This is a genomic window from Flavobacterium lindanitolerans, from assembly GCF_002846575.1.
In the GTDB taxonomy this organism is placed as follows: domain Bacteria; phylum Bacteroidota; class Bacteroidia; order Flavobacteriales; family Flavobacteriaceae; genus Flavobacterium; species Flavobacterium lindanitolerans.
This window is the reverse complement of record NZ_PJND01000007.1, coordinates 331,303-347,108: the sequence shown is the minus strand read 5'-3', so window position 1 is coordinate 347,108 and position 15,806 is coordinate 331,303. Positions and strand designations below refer to the sequence as shown.

Annotated in this window: 13 protein-coding genes; 2 read left to right on the top strand and 11 right to left on the bottom strand. The window is 38.2% G+C overall.

Features of this window, described 5'->3' with window-relative positions; genetic code table 11:
• Positions 1-84: 84 nt before the first annotated feature.
• Positions 85-531, top strand: coding sequence for a hypothetical protein (locus tag B0G92_RS01610; RefSeq protein ID WP_101470863.1), 447 nt, complete (start codon positions 85-87; stop codon positions 529-531).
• Here B0G92_RS01610 and B0G92_RS01605 read toward each other — a convergent pair.
• The 7 genes from B0G92_RS01605 to B0G92_RS01575 all read right to left on the bottom strand — a co-directional run bounded on the left by B0G92_RS01605 (position 497) and on the right by B0G92_RS01575 (position 9,832).
• Complete coding sequence (locus tag B0G92_RS01605) at positions 497-1,369, bottom strand: cupin-like domain-containing protein (RefSeq protein WP_056071655.1); 873 nt, start codon at positions 1,367-1,369, stop codon at positions 497-499. The genes B0G92_RS01610 and B0G92_RS01605 overlap by 35 nt on opposite strands.
• A 137-nt stretch (positions 1,370-1,506) precedes the next feature.
• Positions 1,507-3,810, bottom strand: coding sequence for a T9SS type A sorting domain-containing protein (locus B0G92_RS01600; RefSeq protein ID WP_180326389.1), 2,304 nt, complete (start codon positions 3,808-3,810; stop codon positions 1,507-1,509).
• 107 nt (positions 3,811-3,917) lie between these two features.
• Complete coding sequence (locus B0G92_RS01595) at positions 3,918-5,582, bottom strand: tetratricopeptide repeat protein (protein ID WP_101470861.1); 1,665 nt, start codon at positions 5,580-5,582, stop codon at positions 3,918-3,920.
• 126 nt (positions 5,583-5,708) lie between these two features.
• Entirely contained in the window at positions 5,709-6,794 is a 1,086-nt protein-coding gene (bioB, locus tag B0G92_RS01590) for a biotin synthase BioB (protein ID WP_056072501.1), read from the bottom strand.
• Between the two features lie 155 nt (positions 6,795-6,949).
• On the bottom strand, positions 6,950-7,402 hold the full coding sequence (locus B0G92_RS01585) for a hypothetical protein (RefSeq protein WP_101470860.1): 453 nt from the start codon (positions 7,400-7,402) through the stop codon (positions 6,950-6,952).
• 163 nt (positions 7,403-7,565) lie between these two features.
• Positions 7,566-8,903: an HTTM domain-containing protein gene (locus tag B0G92_RS01580; protein WP_101470859.1), complete on the bottom strand. Its 1,338-nt coding sequence runs from the start codon at positions 8,901-8,903 to the stop codon at positions 7,566-7,568.
• Entirely contained in the window at positions 8,900-9,832 is a 933-nt protein-coding gene (locus B0G92_RS01575; protein WP_101470858.1) for a bifunctional riboflavin kinase/FAD synthetase, read from the bottom strand. The genes B0G92_RS01580 and B0G92_RS01575 overlap by 4 nt, the downstream gene beginning before the upstream one ends.
• A gap of 213 nt (positions 9,833-10,045) precedes the next feature.
• On the opposite strand from B0G92_RS01575, the gene B0G92_RS01570 reads away from it, so the two are divergent.
• Positions 10,046-12,721: a zinc-dependent metalloprotease gene (locus B0G92_RS01570; RefSeq protein ID WP_101470857.1), complete on the top strand. Its 2,676-nt coding sequence runs from the start codon at positions 10,046-10,048 to the stop codon at positions 12,719-12,721.
• Positions 12,722-12,768: 47 nt separating this feature from the next.
• Here the strand turns inward: B0G92_RS01570 and B0G92_RS01565 are convergent, their stop codons facing one another.
• From B0G92_RS01565 to B0G92_RS01550, 4 genes are all read right to left on the bottom strand, one after another.
• Positions 12,769-13,284, bottom strand: a complete 516-nt coding sequence (locus B0G92_RS01565; protein ID WP_101470856.1) for a hypothetical protein — start codon at positions 13,282-13,284, stop codon at positions 12,769-12,771.
• Positions 13,285-13,328: 44 nt separating this feature from the next.
• Positions 13,329-13,955 carry an aminoacyl-tRNA hydrolase gene (gene pth, locus B0G92_RS01560; RefSeq protein ID WP_101470855.1) on the bottom strand — a complete coding sequence of 209 codons (627 nt, stop codon included), beginning with the start codon at positions 13,953-13,955 and terminating at the stop codon, positions 13,329-13,331.
• A gap of 120 nt (positions 13,956-14,075) precedes the next feature.
• On the bottom strand, positions 14,076-14,687 hold the full coding sequence (locus tag B0G92_RS01555; protein ID WP_056071685.1) for a 50S ribosomal protein L25/general stress protein Ctc: 612 nt from the start codon (positions 14,685-14,687) through the stop codon (positions 14,076-14,078).
• Positions 14,688-14,716: 29 nt separating this feature from the next.
• Positions 14,717-15,658: a ribose-phosphate pyrophosphokinase gene (locus tag B0G92_RS01550; RefSeq protein WP_101470854.1), complete on the bottom strand. Its 942-nt coding sequence runs from the start codon at positions 15,656-15,658 to the stop codon at positions 14,717-14,719.
• Between the last annotated feature and the right edge of the window lie 148 nt (positions 15,659-15,806).

Sequence of the window (15,806 nt, the reverse complement as noted above, 5' to 3'; positions counted from 1 at the left end):
TTCTGATACTTGAAACTATCCAAGCAATTTTACAAAGATTTTAAAAAGATAACTCTAAACAATTTTCAGCCAAGAAATTAAAATATGAAAAGAAATTTTGTCTTACTATTAATAGCAATTGCCTTGATTTCTTGTTCTGTAAACAAGCAACATGTTATTCATTATCGATCAGAAAGATTGTGTGGAGGTATTAAAAATATGTATGAATATATCAAAAACTCAAATGAAATAAAAGATTACTTTTTTGAAAACCCATTAAGTCCAATACAACTGAATTGTGAAATTGATACCTTAGTAACCGAGGGAATTCCTTTTCCTTTTCTGCAATCTGAAGTTGCGAAAATCATAGAGAAAGAAGAGAAAGTTTCTTTTGCTGAAGCATATAGAAGACTTGAGTTTAAATTTTTGTCAAAACCAACTATAATTCAATGCACAAACAATGAAGTTGCTTGCTCAAAAAAAAGGATGATAAGAGTTGTCTGGCACTATTGCCAACCTAGTTTGAAATCTTCAAATTTTTATGTGTTCTGACGATTGCCTGTTCATTTTTATAATCAATCCAGGCCTGACCTTTCCATTTTCGCATCAGGTTGTCAAAGTTCCTCATGATAAAGATATTGTATACTGCTTTCCCTAAATTGCTTATTTTTCTTGGGAAGGCACGAAGACTCATTGAGAATCCCGGCGTTACATATTTCATATAATGCCAATAACCTTCAGGCATATAAAGCATTTCACCATGTTCCAGATTACATATTAATCCTTTGGCTTTTTTTAATGCCGGCCATTTTTCCAGATCCGGATTGTCAAAATCGATGTCTTCTCTGGAGATTAAAGCGTGGGGTACTTTATACAGATAGGGCGTTTGGTCCGGAGCAAAAAGGATACATTGCTTTTTTCCGTGAAAGTGGAAGTGAAGGATATTTGAATAGTCGATATCGTAATGGATGAATACTTTTGAGTTTTCTCCTCCAAAGAAAAGCATTGGAAGCTGCTTGACGAGTTTCAGCCCGATGTCCGGCCATTTAAAGTCTGATTTAAGGGAAGGCACTTCCTTCATCAGGTTATAAAGAAAAATTCTGTAATTGGTAGGCTTGGTTTGCAGCAGGTCAATATAGTCTGCCATTTTCATTTTGGCATGGGCCTCATTAAAACCATCTTTGTGTGTTACCGGACGGTCGTCATACAAAGGAACGGTTTTATCGCCTGCAATTTCTTTAATATAATTAAGCTTCCATTTTTCGTATGCCGGCCAGTCTTCTGTCAGCTTTTCGATGACCAATGGCTTTTGTTTTTTTACATAATTAGTATAAAAATCTTCTTTTGAGATAGTTTTTACGCGCTCAATTTCAGTCAAATGCAACGGCATACAATACATAGTTTGATAAAAACAAAGTTAATAAAGGATTATCAAAATGTAAAATGCAAGGACTTAAATTTTTCCCATAAAAATACCGCATATCTGATTTTGACATGCGGTACTTTCAAATTTAAAAAACTGAAAAACTAATTTTTAATCAGCTTTTGGGAAAACTGTTTGTCGTTTTGTGTCGTACTATTTACGATATAAATCCCACTGCTTAGTTTTGAAATATTAATTGTATTGCTGGTACTTTCCATCACTTTTTGCCCCGTAATGGAATAGATAGCCGTATTTTTTATTTCGAACTGATTGCCTGAAACACCAACGTTCAGAATGTCATTGGCCGGATTCGGATAGATAAAAACAGGATTAGATGCCGTTTCCGGATTATGGATTCCCAATTGCAGATTCAGAATTTGATATTTCATCACGCCTAAATCTGTTGTTGCTATATAGGCATTGATTGTCGTGCCGTCAAAATCATAGTCCATGGCGCCTGATTGAATGTAGTTGAGCTGTTGCGGACTAACATAAGTCCAGTTGGCACCACCGTCTGTAGTGTAATAAATTGCAGCGTCGATATTAAGTGCACTGTGAACAGAAGCCACCATAACCCCGTTGTTTACAGGAGAATATTTGATTCTTTTTGCATTGACACCGTCTAAAATTGCTGTCCAGTTTTCACCGGCATCAGAAGTGGAATAAATACCGGAACTGGTTATGGCAGTGAAATGATTTGCATCCAATGGATTTCTTGCCATATCCCAGATCAGGTCTGCCTCATGGTCTATTGTAAGTCCGTTTATTTTTTCAACCCAGGTAAGACCGCCGTCTGTAGATTTGAAAACCTTGGATGATTTTGCAATAAAAATTTCATTTGGATTGGTCGCAGAAACAGAAATTCCTGTCACAACTCCATAACCAAATTCGCTTGTTTCCGGAGTTGTAATTTCGTCCGTAATGATTTCTTCCGGATTAGTAAAATTGATTTTGTAAAGATTACCGCCTTCTCCGGTTCTTAATGAAACATAAATAATGTTGGAGTTGTTTGGGTCTACAATCAATTCCTGCATGTCATCAGCAAAAGCATCCATTAAAACAGTTGTTGATGCTCCATAATCAGTGCTCATGTACAGGGTGCTTCCAAAGAAACCCATTGACGCATATGTGAAAACACGCCCGGCAACTACAGGATCAGCTACCATATAGTTTCTTTTCGGATTGAAAGAAGTTGGCGGTTCAATATCGTGAATGGAAGTTACTCCTGTAGTAAGGTTTTTACGCAGACGGCCTCCCTGACTACCATAATATAAATGTTTTTCCGATTGATATTTCGCATGAGAAATACTTACAACATTATAAAAAGGAGCCTTGATTTGTGTTAGTGTAGTGCCGCCATCGTTGGAAAATTGCGGGAATAAATCGGTTGCAATGGCTATTTGATTTGGGTTGGACGGGTTATATGAAGCATTCAATCCGTAATAATAGGATGTAGAACCTTCAGGATAAGGTATGTTAGTCCAGGTCAATCCACCGTCATTGGTTTTTGCAATTTCATTTTCTTCAAGTGCAATGATGTGGTTTGGATTTGTTGGATGGAAAACAATTTTGGTAATATTGTTCAGGGTCTGGTCTGTCCAGGTAATTGGAATAATGCTCCATGTTTCTCCCGCATCGGTTGAGCGATAGATGCGTTCCGGATGAATTCCAAATCCGATGCTGGTTCCAATCAACATATCATTACTGTTTAGAGGATTAAAAGCTATGGCACTGAATGTAAATCCGGGTAGTTTTTCAGTCCATGTAGTCCCGTTATCTTCAGAAATTAATAGTCCGCCATTAATTCCATTAGGGCCCAATGACCTTCCCATGTAAATTTTAGAACTGTTCACCGGACTAAAAGCAACATTGTCAATATGAACGTCGTCGTGGTCAGGGCTAAAATAAATCAGGTTCCAGAGCGCTCCCGAACTTTTGGTATGAAAAACTTTGGTTCTGGCTATTAATCCTTCCAGATAAGAAGTATGAATGATGAGGTCGGTTCCGGCAGTATCATAAAACGAATAGGAAACCACCTGTGCATTGTCCTGCGGGTTAGGAATGGCGTAGAAATGAGTAATGGCATTCGTGGCCAGGTCAAAAAGGTAAACACCGTCTTGTGTACCACTGTTAATAATTGAAAAACTCAGTCCGGTTTGGCCGTACGGTTTAATGTCTCTGAGTTGTGCTGTCGGGTTTGGAAAGGAATATTTTACGCTCCATGTGGCACCATTATCAACAGAAACAATAATATGGTTTCCCTGTGTGCGTCCATAGATTTTGTTTGGAACAGTTGCATCATACGTAAGATCTTCCAGTTTTCCAAAATTGGTTGAGGCTTCGTAACTGATTTGAGCCTGGCTGGCATAGCTCAATAACAGTAGTAAAGCAATGGTAATTTTTTTCATAATAGACATTTTTTGTTTTTCTAAATTTTCAAAAAAACAACAGCTATTTCAAAAAAAACAGGCGGACATAGTGTGACATCCTTTAGGACAAAATGTGATTTGTTGTGTTAAAGCGTTGAAAGATAATCGTATAGATTAATGTCGTGTGGAAGTTCCATTCGGGCGGCAATACGTTCCTTTCTTTTCCTGCAGGCATCTGCAGTAATGTTCAGCATGGAAGAAATTTCCTTGGTGCTGAGGTTCATATAAATGTAGGTTATGAAACGGATATCGTTTGAATTCAGTTTTGGATGCTTTTCTTTCAGGCTGTTAAGGAAAGTCTGGTTCACTTCTTCGAAATGGGTAATAAAGCTGTCCCATTCATCGTCGGTCTTCAGGTGTCCTTTTAGGTTTTGGATATGGTTTACCAATGCCGGGTCTTTAGAAATTTCCGGCAGTTTTGATAACGATTGGAGTGTTTCTTCAATTAATTCGTTTCGTCCGGACAGGTAAAGAGCCTTTGCAGAGAGTTTCCTGTTTTTAAGCTCAATTTCATTTTTCAGCTTTTCCTGTTCCAGCAGTGCGCTGGTTTCTTTTTCCTTGAACATTTTTTCGAGCAGGAGATTATCGCTTTTTTCCTTTTCGAGTTCGAGTAGCACGATTTGTTCGTTTCGCTCGGCAATCAGCTTTTTCTGTTTGTGTTTGATGGAAATGTTTCGCAATGTCCAGACCAGAAAGACTACAACAATAAATATAACGGCAATGATAGAATAAAAAAGTTTTCGTTCTTCTGCTATCTTTGATTCGTTGTTGGCGATTTCTTTCTTGTAATTCTCAATTTCAAATTTAACCCGGCTGTTTTCAAAGACCTTTCCGTTTTTAATCTCATTCAGTTCGCTTTCGGTTTTTATAATGGAATCCCTGTAATTTAAAGCCAGGGCATATTTTTCCTTCTTAAAATTAATATCCGATAAAAGCCTGAAGATGTTGATTTTGGTTTCCAGATTGGGCTTCCTTTCGAAAACCTTATTGGCATAATCGCTAGCCAAATCAAGGTTGTTGTCATTTAGATGGCTCTTTGATATGATGGTCAGTAGCGAAATTCCGATGTCGTTATATTCCAGGTCTTTGGTTGTCCTGTATAGTTCTTCGGCTATGGTACGCGCCTGTTTTGAATTTCCCTGCAGGTTTTCATTTTCGGCTATTGCCATTTTGGCTAAAATCTGCAATTGGGGTTGCGACCCCAGTAAGGGCAGGGATTCATTAAAATAGGCCCGTGCTTTTTTTAACTCATTGGTTTCATTAGCAACATTTCCCAGATTCATGGCATAAAGCCCCACTTTAAGCGTATCCTTGTTTTCCTGGGCGATATCATAGGCTTTCTTGAAATATTCGTTCGCCTTTTCGTAGTTCTTTTCTTTTGAATAAAGTATGGCGATGTTGTTCAGGACAACCATTTCTGATTTTGGGTCCAGATGTTTTACCGCAATGGTGTAGCTTTCGAGGTAATGATTGAGCGCTTCGCCATAATCGAGCATAGTGTAATAATTGGCGCCTATGTTGTTGGTTGCCAGAAAAAGCTGCCTGTACCATCTGTTTTTTTCTGCCTGGTTTTTGGCCTGAGTTAGGAGTTCCAGAGACTTGACATGGTCTTTTTTCCACATGTAGTCAATTCCGGAAACAATGAGCGAATCGCAGTGCGCGGTGGCCTGAGCCTGAAGTTTGGACGTAAAAAGCAGGCATAACAAGAACGACAAACAGACGGACTTGACGTAGCGGGCTTTTTTATGCATTGGGAGTTATTTTTTATTCAAATATAAGAATAAGTATTGCATAAATGGTTGCGTCGTGATGTGCTGAAAATTCATAAAAAAAGCTTTTCTGTTAGGAAAAGCTTTGATTTGTATTGTGAATTCTGATTATGCCTTTTTGCCGGAAGCTACAAGGTTTCTTTCGATTTTGTGTTCCGGACGGCTCCATCTCGGTTTCTCTCCTAAGGATTCGAATTGCGAATCTTCAGCTTCTACTGTTTTAGGCTGTGAAACTTTTGTAAATGGTTTCTGCGGATTTAAGCCCAGCATTTCGAACATCTTCATATCTTCGTTTACATCCGGATTAGGCGTTGTCAATAGCTTATCGCCTGCAAAAATAGAATTCGCTCCTGCAAAAAAGCATAGTGCCTGGCCTTCACGGCTCATGTTCGTTCTTCCAGCAGAAAGTCGTACCTGAGTGTGTGGCATAACTATTCTTGTAGTGGCTACCATACGAATCATTTCCCAGATTTCAACCGGTTTTTCTTCTTCAAGCGGTGTTCCTTCCACAGCAACAAGGGCGTTGATAGGCACAGATTCCGGTTGCGGACTTAAAGATGCCAGGGCTACAAGCATTCCGGCTCTGTCTTCAATACTTTCGCCCATTCCTATAATACCGCCACTGCATACGGTTACGTTGGTCTTACGTACATTTTCGATGGTTTGCAAACGGTCTTCATAACCACGTGTGGAAATAACTTCCTTATAGTATTCCTCAGAGGTATCCAAGTTATGGTTGTAAGCATAAAGTCCGGCTTCGGCCAAACGTTGCGCCTGATTTTCTGTAAGCATTCCCAAAGTACAGCATACTTCCATGTCCAGTTTGTTGATGGTTCTCACCATTTCCAAAACCTGGTCGAATTCCGGCCCGTCTTTCACATTTCTCCATGCGGCACCCATACATACTCTTGACGAACCGCTTGATTTGGCTCTCAGGGCCTGTGCTTTTACCTGCTGAACAGACATCAGGTCATTGCCCTCAACTCCGGTATGGTAGCGTGCAGCCTGCGGGCAATAGCCGCAATCTTCCGGACAGCCACCGGTTTTTATAGATAGGAGAGTAGAAACCTGAACCACATTTGGATCATGATTCATCCTGTGAATAGAGGCAGCTTCATATAGTAAATCCATCATCGGTTTGTTGTATACCGCTATGATTTCTTCTTTGGTCCAATTGTGTCGTATTATACTCATAATGGTTAGTCTTTTGTTTGTTCCAAAAGTAGGTAATTCCATAATAAGTATAAAAATCTTTTCCCGAAAGTTAGAAACATTGGATTGTTGATTAAATAAAGCAGGGGATTGTCAAATCTGACAATCCCCTGCTTCAAAACAGGCATCGTTATAATTTAGTCTACCTTATTGATTTTCTCTACTTTATCTTTCCAGTACTGCATCATGGCAAAGGAAACAATCATGGATGCGGCAGAACCTTCAATGAACAGTCCAAAACAGAACTGATATAAAGACGGGTCACCTCCACCAAAAATATAGCTGTCTGCAAAAGACTCCAGATAGGTATTGCCGCCTCGGTATTCTACATAAATCATGAAAGCAATGAGTCCTAAAATCAGCCCGACCATTGCGGTTATGAAACCGGAAAGGAGATTGGTCAGATAGCCGTTTATGCCATCATGATAGTTTGATTTTATGGTCTTGTTTACACCATAGATTACAAAAATAAAATTAACGAGTCTGAGATAGATGTGGTCTTTTAGGTCCAGTGCTTCAATAAGCAGGAAGTATAATCCTAAACCTATAAAAATAATCACACCGTTGGTTACTAATCTGGATACTTTCATAATATTCTGTTTTTAGTTATACTATTTAAGTTATAAATGATTTGGTTTTAGGGGTACCGCTCAATTTATGTATTAAAATTACGAATATTATTTTATTTTTCGCATCCTATTTAGTGTTGCTTTGAATTTTTAGTAAAATTTTAATAAATTAAGTTTTTTCTGATTAATTCAAGGGAGCTGATTTTACAGGTATATTATTTTCGTCATACAGTAGAATCCAATCGTTATGTCCAAAATAATCCCATTTTGCAGCAGCCAGGTCTACAGTCGGATCGATGAGTTGTTTGTAAGGTTTGCCATTAATTGAAACATGACAATCCACAAAAACACTAACATCTTTGCCCTGTTTTGCAAATACCTTTTTTATTCTCTGAGCCATTTGCCAGATGGCATCGGGCTTGTCAGCAACCATGGCTATTTGCTTGTCCGTAAGGCTGGAATACAAGCTGTAAGGCAGTCGCTCTCCGGTCTTTTTGTCAATGACTTTATATGTGGAATAACCGGTTCTTGAACGGAGCATCATTCTCCAGCTTAAACGGTGTCCTTCTTCCGTCCATAGCACGTCGCCTTTGATGAACCAATGTCGAACCGGCAGTGCAATCTGGATTAAAAAATAAGGAATAAAAAAGTAGAACAAAATTGATTTGTTCTGATAAATGGGTTCGTTTCCTTCCGGTTTGGGTTTCTTTTTGAAAAATAATGCCCTTATTTTTTCAGGAGGATAAAAGAATACGGCAAAACTCAAAGCAAAAAACGGAAAGATACCTATTTGCAATGTGATGGCGTTAAAGAGGTGGAATAGTAAAGAAGCGATAAAGGCAAGGGTTCTGGTTTTTTTCCAAAGTAGCATCGGCACGATAAGCATGTCGAACAAAATACCGGAATAGGCAATGAAAAGATAGAACCATTTTTGGTTGAAGATGTTCCGGATAAAAGGATAGGATGATTTGTTTGCTAAAAGATTTTTAGTAAAAGTGCCATCGAGCCAGTCCGGATAGAATTTAGATACTGTTGCAAAAAAATAGACAATGGCCACCTGAAGTATCATTACCAATGAACACCATTGAGGCATTGTCAGGCTTTTTATTTCAGGGTTTTGCTTGGCATCAAGAGAAGCATATCGGTTTGCGGGAAGGAAAATCATGATCAGGCAAACCAAAACCAGCATATAATAATGATTGTTATAGGATGTTTTCTGCATCCAATAGGTTAGGGTCCATAAAACAGTAAAAGCAGAAAGACTCCATTTGTATTTCCAGCCAAGCATTACCAAAATGCCAAGGACTCCCATCGTAGCAAAATAAAAATACATTCCGTAACCGGGAAGCGGTTGCAGCCATTCCATTCCAATATGGCTGAATGTAAATTGTGGCTTTATGAAATTTTCTTTGACCCAACCAGTCAAAATGGCTCCAAAAGTTTCTGCTGCCAGTAGAAAACCGAAAAAAATCCGAAAAATAATTAGCGGTGAATTGTCTATGGGCAGAAAGAGCTTTTTCATTTTAAACTTTTTATAAAACTTTGGGTTATGATTTTATCATTTTCAATCGCTGCTTTAAGGGTGTCAATAGAATCGAATTTCTCTTCAGAACGAATCCGTTGCAGAAAATAAATGCGCATTTCCTTTCCGTATAAATCTTCTTCCAAATCTAAGAAATTTGTTTCTATTGTTCTTTCCTTTCCGTCAACGGTAGGATTGGTGCCAATGTTCATCATACCAAAAACTTCTTTTCCGTTCCAGTGGCTTTTGACGATGTAAACGCCATTTAAAGGAATCAGCTTGTATTCTTCTTCAATTTTTAAATTGGCTGTTGGGAAGCCAATTGTCCTCCCGAGCTGTCTTCCTTTTACAACTGTTCCCGTAATGAAATAGTTGTATCCAAGATATTCATTTGCTAATTGGATATCGCCACTCATAAGGGCTTTCCTTATTTTTGTGGAGCTTATCGAAACTTCATCAATTTCTTGAGCAGAAATTTGTTCTACTTCAAAATCGTATATTTTTCCATAGGCAATCAAATCGTTGATATCTGCAGAACGGTTTTTTCCAAAACGGTGGTCGTGTCCTATGATTATCTTTTTGATTTGAAATTGGTCAACAAGTATGGTCTTGACAAATTCTTCGGCACTTAACTGCGAAAAACTTTCGTCGAACGGATGTATGATTAGGTTTTGCAGCCCAATGTTTTCTAATAATTCTGCTTTTTCCCGGATCGTATTCAGGAGTTGTATTACAGAATTACCCTGTAGCACCATTCTTGGATGTGGGAAAAAGGTAAGTACCAGACTTTCAGTATTGCTTTTTTCAGCCTCTTGTGTGAGCCGTTCGATTATTTTTTTATGCCCCAAATGAACGCCGTCGAATGTTCCAAGCGTGGCAACGGTATTTTTGTTGGGTTTAAAATCTTGTATGTTGTGGAAAATATTCAAAATGGTGGGATTATCTTTTTGGCAAAATTAAGCTATATGCCCAATAAAAAAAACTTCTGGGTTCATATCTTACTGATGCCTTGAATAGTAGGTAACCGTTATAAAAAAAGCAGGATATAGCGGATGTTGTTAAATATCTCTTTCATTTTTATTGTTAAATAATTAGAATATGCATATAAATCATTAATTTTGAATTTGTAAACTATAAAAATTATGAAAAAACTATTACCGTTAATTGTTTTTGTCCTTATGTTTTCTGCGGGTTATTCGCAGTCTCTACCAATTTGGACAAAAACCACTGCAGAAAAGCTAAGTGTTTTGGAAAAAGCAGACCGTAGCTCTATGCCACAAAAATTCCAGATTTTTCATTTGGATTTTTCAGGATTGAAATCGCAACTGCAAATGGCTCCTTCAAGGGAGGCAGGTGAGGTTTCAAATGTAATAATTGCTTTTCCAAACGCTGAAGGAAAGCTTGAAAATTACAGAATTTATGAATCGTCAGTAATGGCGCCTGAATTAGCAAAAGCACATCCTGAAATCCAGTCCTATATTGGTCAGGGAATTGATGATCCTACTGCTAGAATTCACCTTACAACTACAATTTTTGGGCTTCACACAATGACATTGTCTGGAAGAGGAACATTTTACATTGATCCTTATACCAAAGACGTAAAGAACTATATTGTTTATGATAAGTCTGACTTGACAACATCTCGTAATTTTGAGTGTAAGGTTCAGGAGAATACGGTAGAATCTATGGATGTTCCGTTACCGCCGCCTGCAAGTGATGGTAGATTCAGAACTTACCGTTTGGCTATGGCTTGTACTGTAGAGTATGCAACATTTCACGTAAATGCAGCGGTTACTGCAGGAACTTTGAGTCCAACAGCTACCCTGGCACAAAAAAAAGCGGCTGTTTTGGCAGCAATGAACGTAACAGTTGCACGCGTAAATAGTGTGTATGAAAGAGATATGTCATTAAGGATGCAATTGGTTGCTAATAATGAAAGCGTAATTTTTGTTGATGCAGATAACTTTACAAATGATGATGCTGAAGCTTTGATTGACGAAAGCCAGGTAGTAATTGATAATGCGATTGGTAATACAAACTATGATATAGGACATACCGTAAGTACAGGTGGTGGCGGATTAGCACAATCTCCGGCAGTATGTATATCATCTGGAAAAGCTAAAGGTATTACAGGATCTGATGCTCCGGTTGGAGATCCATATGATATTGATTATGTAGCTCACGAAATGGGACACCAATTTGGAGCTGCACATACATTTAATAATTCTTGCGGGAATAACAGACAGACTGGTTCTGCTGTAGAACCAGGTAGTGGGTCTACCATTATGGGTTATGCAGGAATCTGTTCTCCTAACGTGCAAAATGGTTCGGATGCTTATTTTCATGCTGTAAGTATCGCACAGATGGTTTCTCATATAACAGGAAATTTTGGTAACTGTGTTCCAGGAGTAGCTAATGGAAACACACCTCCAACGGTTCCTGCTTTGACAAGTTATACAATTCCTGCCGGAACGCCTTTTGTTTTGAGAGGAAGTGCAACAGATGTGAATGGTGATGCACTGACATATTGCTGGGAACAGACTAACTCAGGAGTTAATACAAACTTGCCTAGTGCCACTTCAACGACTTCTAACCCTAACTTTAGATCTGTAGCCCCTTCAAGCTCTCCAAATAGATATTTCCCTTCTTTGGCAAATATTGTAAGTGGAGGTACTTCTCCCTGGGAAGTGATTCCTACTGTAGCAAGAACATTGAATTTTGCTCTTACGGTTAGGGATAACAGATCTCCTAACGGAGGACAGACCACCAGACAAAACATGACGGTTACAACTAGCACGGCAGCAGGCCCATTTACTGTAACGTCCCAAAATACAGATGGAATAACTTGGACACAAGGGCAGACGCAGACCGTTACATGGAACGTTGCGAATACAACAGCTGCGCCTTTCAATACAGCTAATGTCAATATTTTACTTTCAACTGATGGAGGATTGACTTATCCAACAGTTTTAGTTGCTAATACGCCAAATGATGGTTCGCAAACGATAACGGTTCCAAATACTGCAGCTCCATTTTGTAGAATTATGGTAGAATCGGTAGGGAATATCTTTTATGCCATTAACTCAAAAACCTTTGCAATTGGATATACTGTAACAAATACTTGTAATACCTATACTACCAATACGGCTTTTGCTATACCTGATAACAATCAGAACTTTACTGTTAGAGCTACCAGCATACCAACAACTGCTAACATATCTGATGTAAATGTGGCTGTTAATATATCTCACACCTATCTTGCAGATTTACAAGTCGTACTTGTTAATCCGGCACAAACTCTTGTTCCTCTTTTCCTTAATGCATGTGACGGTGTGACAACGAGTTTAAATGCAACCTTTGATGATCAGGGTACTAATGTTACCTGTGGTGCTGTGATTACGGGTAATATTCTGCCAGCAGAGCCGTTATCTATTTATAATGGAACAAATCCACAAGGAAACTGGTTGTTTGCGGTTAGAGATTTAGCAGCACAGGATACAGGAACTGTAAATTCATTTTCAATAACAATTTGTTCTCAAACTGCCGTTTTGAGTACTGAAAATTTTGGGCTAGCAGACTTTAAGATTTATCCTAACCCAAATAATGGTACTTTCAATATTCAGTTTAATTCTGATTCAAGTAATGAAATTAAAGTCGGTGTACATGATATTAGAGGAAGAGAGATTTTTAATCAGTCCTACCAAAATACCGGATTGTTCTCTCAGAGCCTTCAATTAAGTAATGCACAGTCGGGAATTTATCTTGTTACTGTTCAGGATGGGGATAAGAAAGAAGTTAAGAAGATAGTGATTCAATAATCACTCAATCTAAATCATAAAAAAGGAACTCGAAAGAGTTCCTTTTTTTATAGGTTTATTTTTATATGGGTGATTATTTGATTGTCAACAATTGGTGGTAGGTCGATTTGAAGCTCAGGGCCTTTTTTGACGAGGTTGCCTTTAGTGACCCTATAATTTCCGGCTTTTCCTTTGCAATAACAAAAAACGCCAAAAAGCATTTTGGTGCTTTGGATTCCTTTATCTGAAAAAGAAAAATCAGTATAATTCTTATCCATTTCGAAAACGATTTCTTCTGAATAACCCGCATCTTGCAATGTTTTGTCAGCTATTTTCTTTTGGTATTTATAAAGGAAAACAACCTTATCCGGATTTTCTTCAAGTTCATAATAAACCTTGTCGATACCGTCTGTTTTTACATTCATGCTTTTGTTTTGGAGAATTTCAAAACTGCAAATTCCTTCTTCTGGACAAGGGCTTTCAATTTTGGTTTTTTTGCTATTGTTTGCCATGGTTTTGGAAGTTTTGGTGCTACAGCAGGCTATGACCAATCCGATTAGTGGTAAAAGGATATATTTTTTCATAAATTTTGTTTTTCTTATATTAAAGATAGCAAAAAGAAAGCCAATTATTTTCCGTTGAAAGTGTTCATGGTAATGTCAAGTCCTGACAATGCGAACGATCGGATAATTTCTGCGGCAACGTCTAGCCTTTCCGGAAGTTTTGCTGTTTCTTCTTCATTCCATTCTCCCAATACATAATCAACCTGCCTGCCTTTTTTGAAATCGTCGCTGATTCCAAATCGGAATCTGGGATAATCGGAAGAGTTTAGGGTTTGCTGTATACTTTTTAATCCGTTATGTCCGCCATCGCTTCCTTTCGGTTTGATTCGTATGGTTCCGAAAGAAAGGTTCAAGTCATCTGTTATTACCAGAATATTGGAAGCCGGTATGTTTTCCTTATCCATCCAATATTTTACGGCTTTGCCGCTAAGGTTCATATAAGTGTTGGGCTTTAAAAGAAAAAGCGTTCGGCCTTTTAGTTTGTATTCTGCCATAGCGCCAAGCTTTACGGTTTGGAAATCAAGGCTTTCTTTCCGGGCCAGATGATCCACTACTTTAAAACCTATATTATGTCGGGTATTTACGTATTCTGCGCCAATATTTCCAAGGCCAACGATTAAAAATTTTTTCATCGGGTCTGAATCTGTTGTTTTTTGTTTTTTGCTAAAAATGTTGAAAATCCAATTTTTCATTTCGTAAAAATAGTTTTTCTCTGCGGATTAGCTTTGCTGTTTTGTAATCTTTTATAAGTATGTAAAATAAAAAAAGCATCAGTTTTAGGCTGATGCTTTTGGTATAATTCAAGGTGAAAATTATTTTTTCTTTCCTTTTGCTGGTGCTTTTGCAGCTTTTGCAGCTTCTTGAGCAGCTTTCATTGCAGCACGTGAAATTCTTACCTGAGCAACAACAGTGTTGTCTGGGTGAAGCAATTTGTAGTTGTCAGCAACTAATTTAGTAACGTATAATTTGTTACCCATTTCAAGACCTGAGATATCAGCATCTACGAAGTCAGGAAGGTTTTTAGGAAGTGCTTTTACTTTCAATCTACGTTGGTTCAAACGTAAAACTCCCCCTAACAATACACCTGGAGAAACACCAGTAACTCTTACCGGAACTTCCATAGTGATTTCTTTGTCATCGTGTAATTGGAAGAAGTCTAAGTGCAAAATTTTGTCTGAAACAGGGTGCACTTGAGTATCTTGCAATACTGCGTTGAAAGTTTTACCACCTTCAAGTTCGATCACAACTGTGTGAGCGTTTGGAGTGTAAATCAAGTTTTTGAATGCTTTTTCTTCTGCTGAGAAATGCACCGGCTGATCTCCTCCGTATAAAACGCAAGGAACCATTCCAGCATTACGTAAGGCTTTAGTCGCTGACTTGCCCACGCTTTCTCTTTCTGATCCTTTAATTGTAATCGATTTCATTTGTAAATATATATAATTAATAAAAAATTCTACATTAAGAATTTACCGCTGATAGAGTTGTTGTGCTGTACCATTTGCATTACTTCTGCAAAAAGCGGTGCACAGCTCACCACGCGGATTTTTTTCGATTCCTTCTTCAACGGAATAGAATCGGTAACGATTAACTCACTTAATTGTGAATTCTCAATTTTTTCATAAGCATTGCCAGATAAAATGGCATGCGTACAAATAGCTCTTACGCTCAAGGCTCCTTTTTCAATCATCAGGTCTGCCGCTTTGGCAAGAGTTCCTCCGGTATCAATCATGTCATCAACAAGAATGATATTTCTTCCTTTTACCTCGCCAATCAGTTCCATACTTTCAATCACATTGGCTGCTTTTCTTTGCTTGTAGCAGATAACCACGTCCGATTCTAAGAACTTAGAATAGGCATAGGCTCTTTTTGAACCTCCCATATCCGGAGACGCGATTGTCAGGTTCTCCAGGTTCAGGCTCTTTACATACGGCAAGAAAATAGTCGATGCAAACAAGTGATCCACTGGTTTTTCAAAAAAGCCCTGAATCTGGTCAGCATGCAAATCCATAGTCATGATTCGGGTAGCTCCTGCAGCTTCAAGCAATTTGGCAACCAATTTTGCTCCTATAGGCACACGCGGCTTGTCTTTCCTGTCCTGACGAGCCCAGCCAAAATACGGTATTACAGCCGTAATGTGGCGAGCCGAAGCTCTTTTGGCAGCATCAATCATTAGCAAAAGTTCCATAAGGTTGTCTGCACTTGGAAAAGTGGAGCAAACCAAAAAGACTCTTAATCCTCTGATTGATTCTTCGAAAGACGGTTGGAATTCACCATCACTATATTTTGAGAACGTTACTTTACCTAGCTCCACGCCATAGCTTTTAGCTATCTGCTCGGCTAAATATACACTTTGAGAACATGCAAATATTTTTGCTTCCGGTTCTTGGTGCGACATTTTAATTTGTTGTTTAGTAGTTAGTTAGTGTTGTGTGTTGTAAACGAGGTGCAAATTTAGGAATAAAATCCAACTCTGAAAGAATATTTTTCACTATTTTTTCTTTTAAATGAAATTATTTTTTTTACATTTGCACCCACAATTGAAA

Excerpts from the sequence above, each read along its gene's own strand:
- pth (WP_101470855.1), bottom strand. The coding sequence starts at position 13,955 with ATGAAAAATTGGATTTTCAACATTTTTAGCAAAAAACAAAAAACAACA.
- B0G92_RS01565 (WP_101470856.1), bottom strand. The coding sequence starts at position 13,284 with ATGAAAAAATATATCCTTTTACCACTAATCGGATTGGTCATAGCCTGC.
- B0G92_RS01550 (WP_101470854.1), bottom strand. The coding sequence starts at position 15,658 with ATGTCGCACCAAGAACCGGAAGCAAAAATATTTGCATGTTCTCAAAGT.
- B0G92_RS01585 (WP_101470860.1), bottom strand. The coding sequence starts at position 7,402 with ATGAAAGTATCCAGATTAGTAACCAACGGTGTGATTATTTTTATAGGT.
- B0G92_RS01610 (WP_101470863.1), top strand. The coding sequence starts at position 85 with ATGAAAAGAAATTTTGTCTTACTATTAATAGCAATTGCCTTGATTTCT.
- B0G92_RS01595 (WP_101470861.1), bottom strand. The coding sequence starts at position 5,582 with ATGCATAAAAAAGCCCGCTACGTCAAGTCCGTCTGTTTGTCGTTCTTG.
- B0G92_RS01555 (WP_056071685.1), bottom strand. The coding sequence starts at position 14,687 with ATGAAATCGATTACAATTAAAGGATCAGAAAGAGAAAGCGTGGGCAAG.
- B0G92_RS01600 (WP_180326389.1), bottom strand. The coding sequence starts at position 3,810 with ATGAAAAAAATTACCATTGCTTTACTACTGTTATTGAGCTATGCCAGC.
- B0G92_RS01570 (WP_101470857.1), top strand. The coding sequence starts at position 10,046 with ATGAAAAAACTATTACCGTTAATTGTTTTTGTCCTTATGTTTTCTGCG.
- B0G92_RS01580 (WP_101470859.1), bottom strand. The coding sequence starts at position 8,903 with ATGAAAAAGCTCTTTCTGCCCATAGACAATTCACCGCTAATTATTTTT.
- B0G92_RS01605 (WP_056071655.1), bottom strand. The coding sequence starts at position 1,369 with ATGCCGTTGCATTTGACTGAAATTGAGCGCGTAAAAACTATCTCAAAA.
- bioB (WP_056072501.1), bottom strand. The coding sequence starts at position 6,794 with ATGAGTATAATACGACACAATTGGACCAAAGAAGAAATCATAGCGGTA.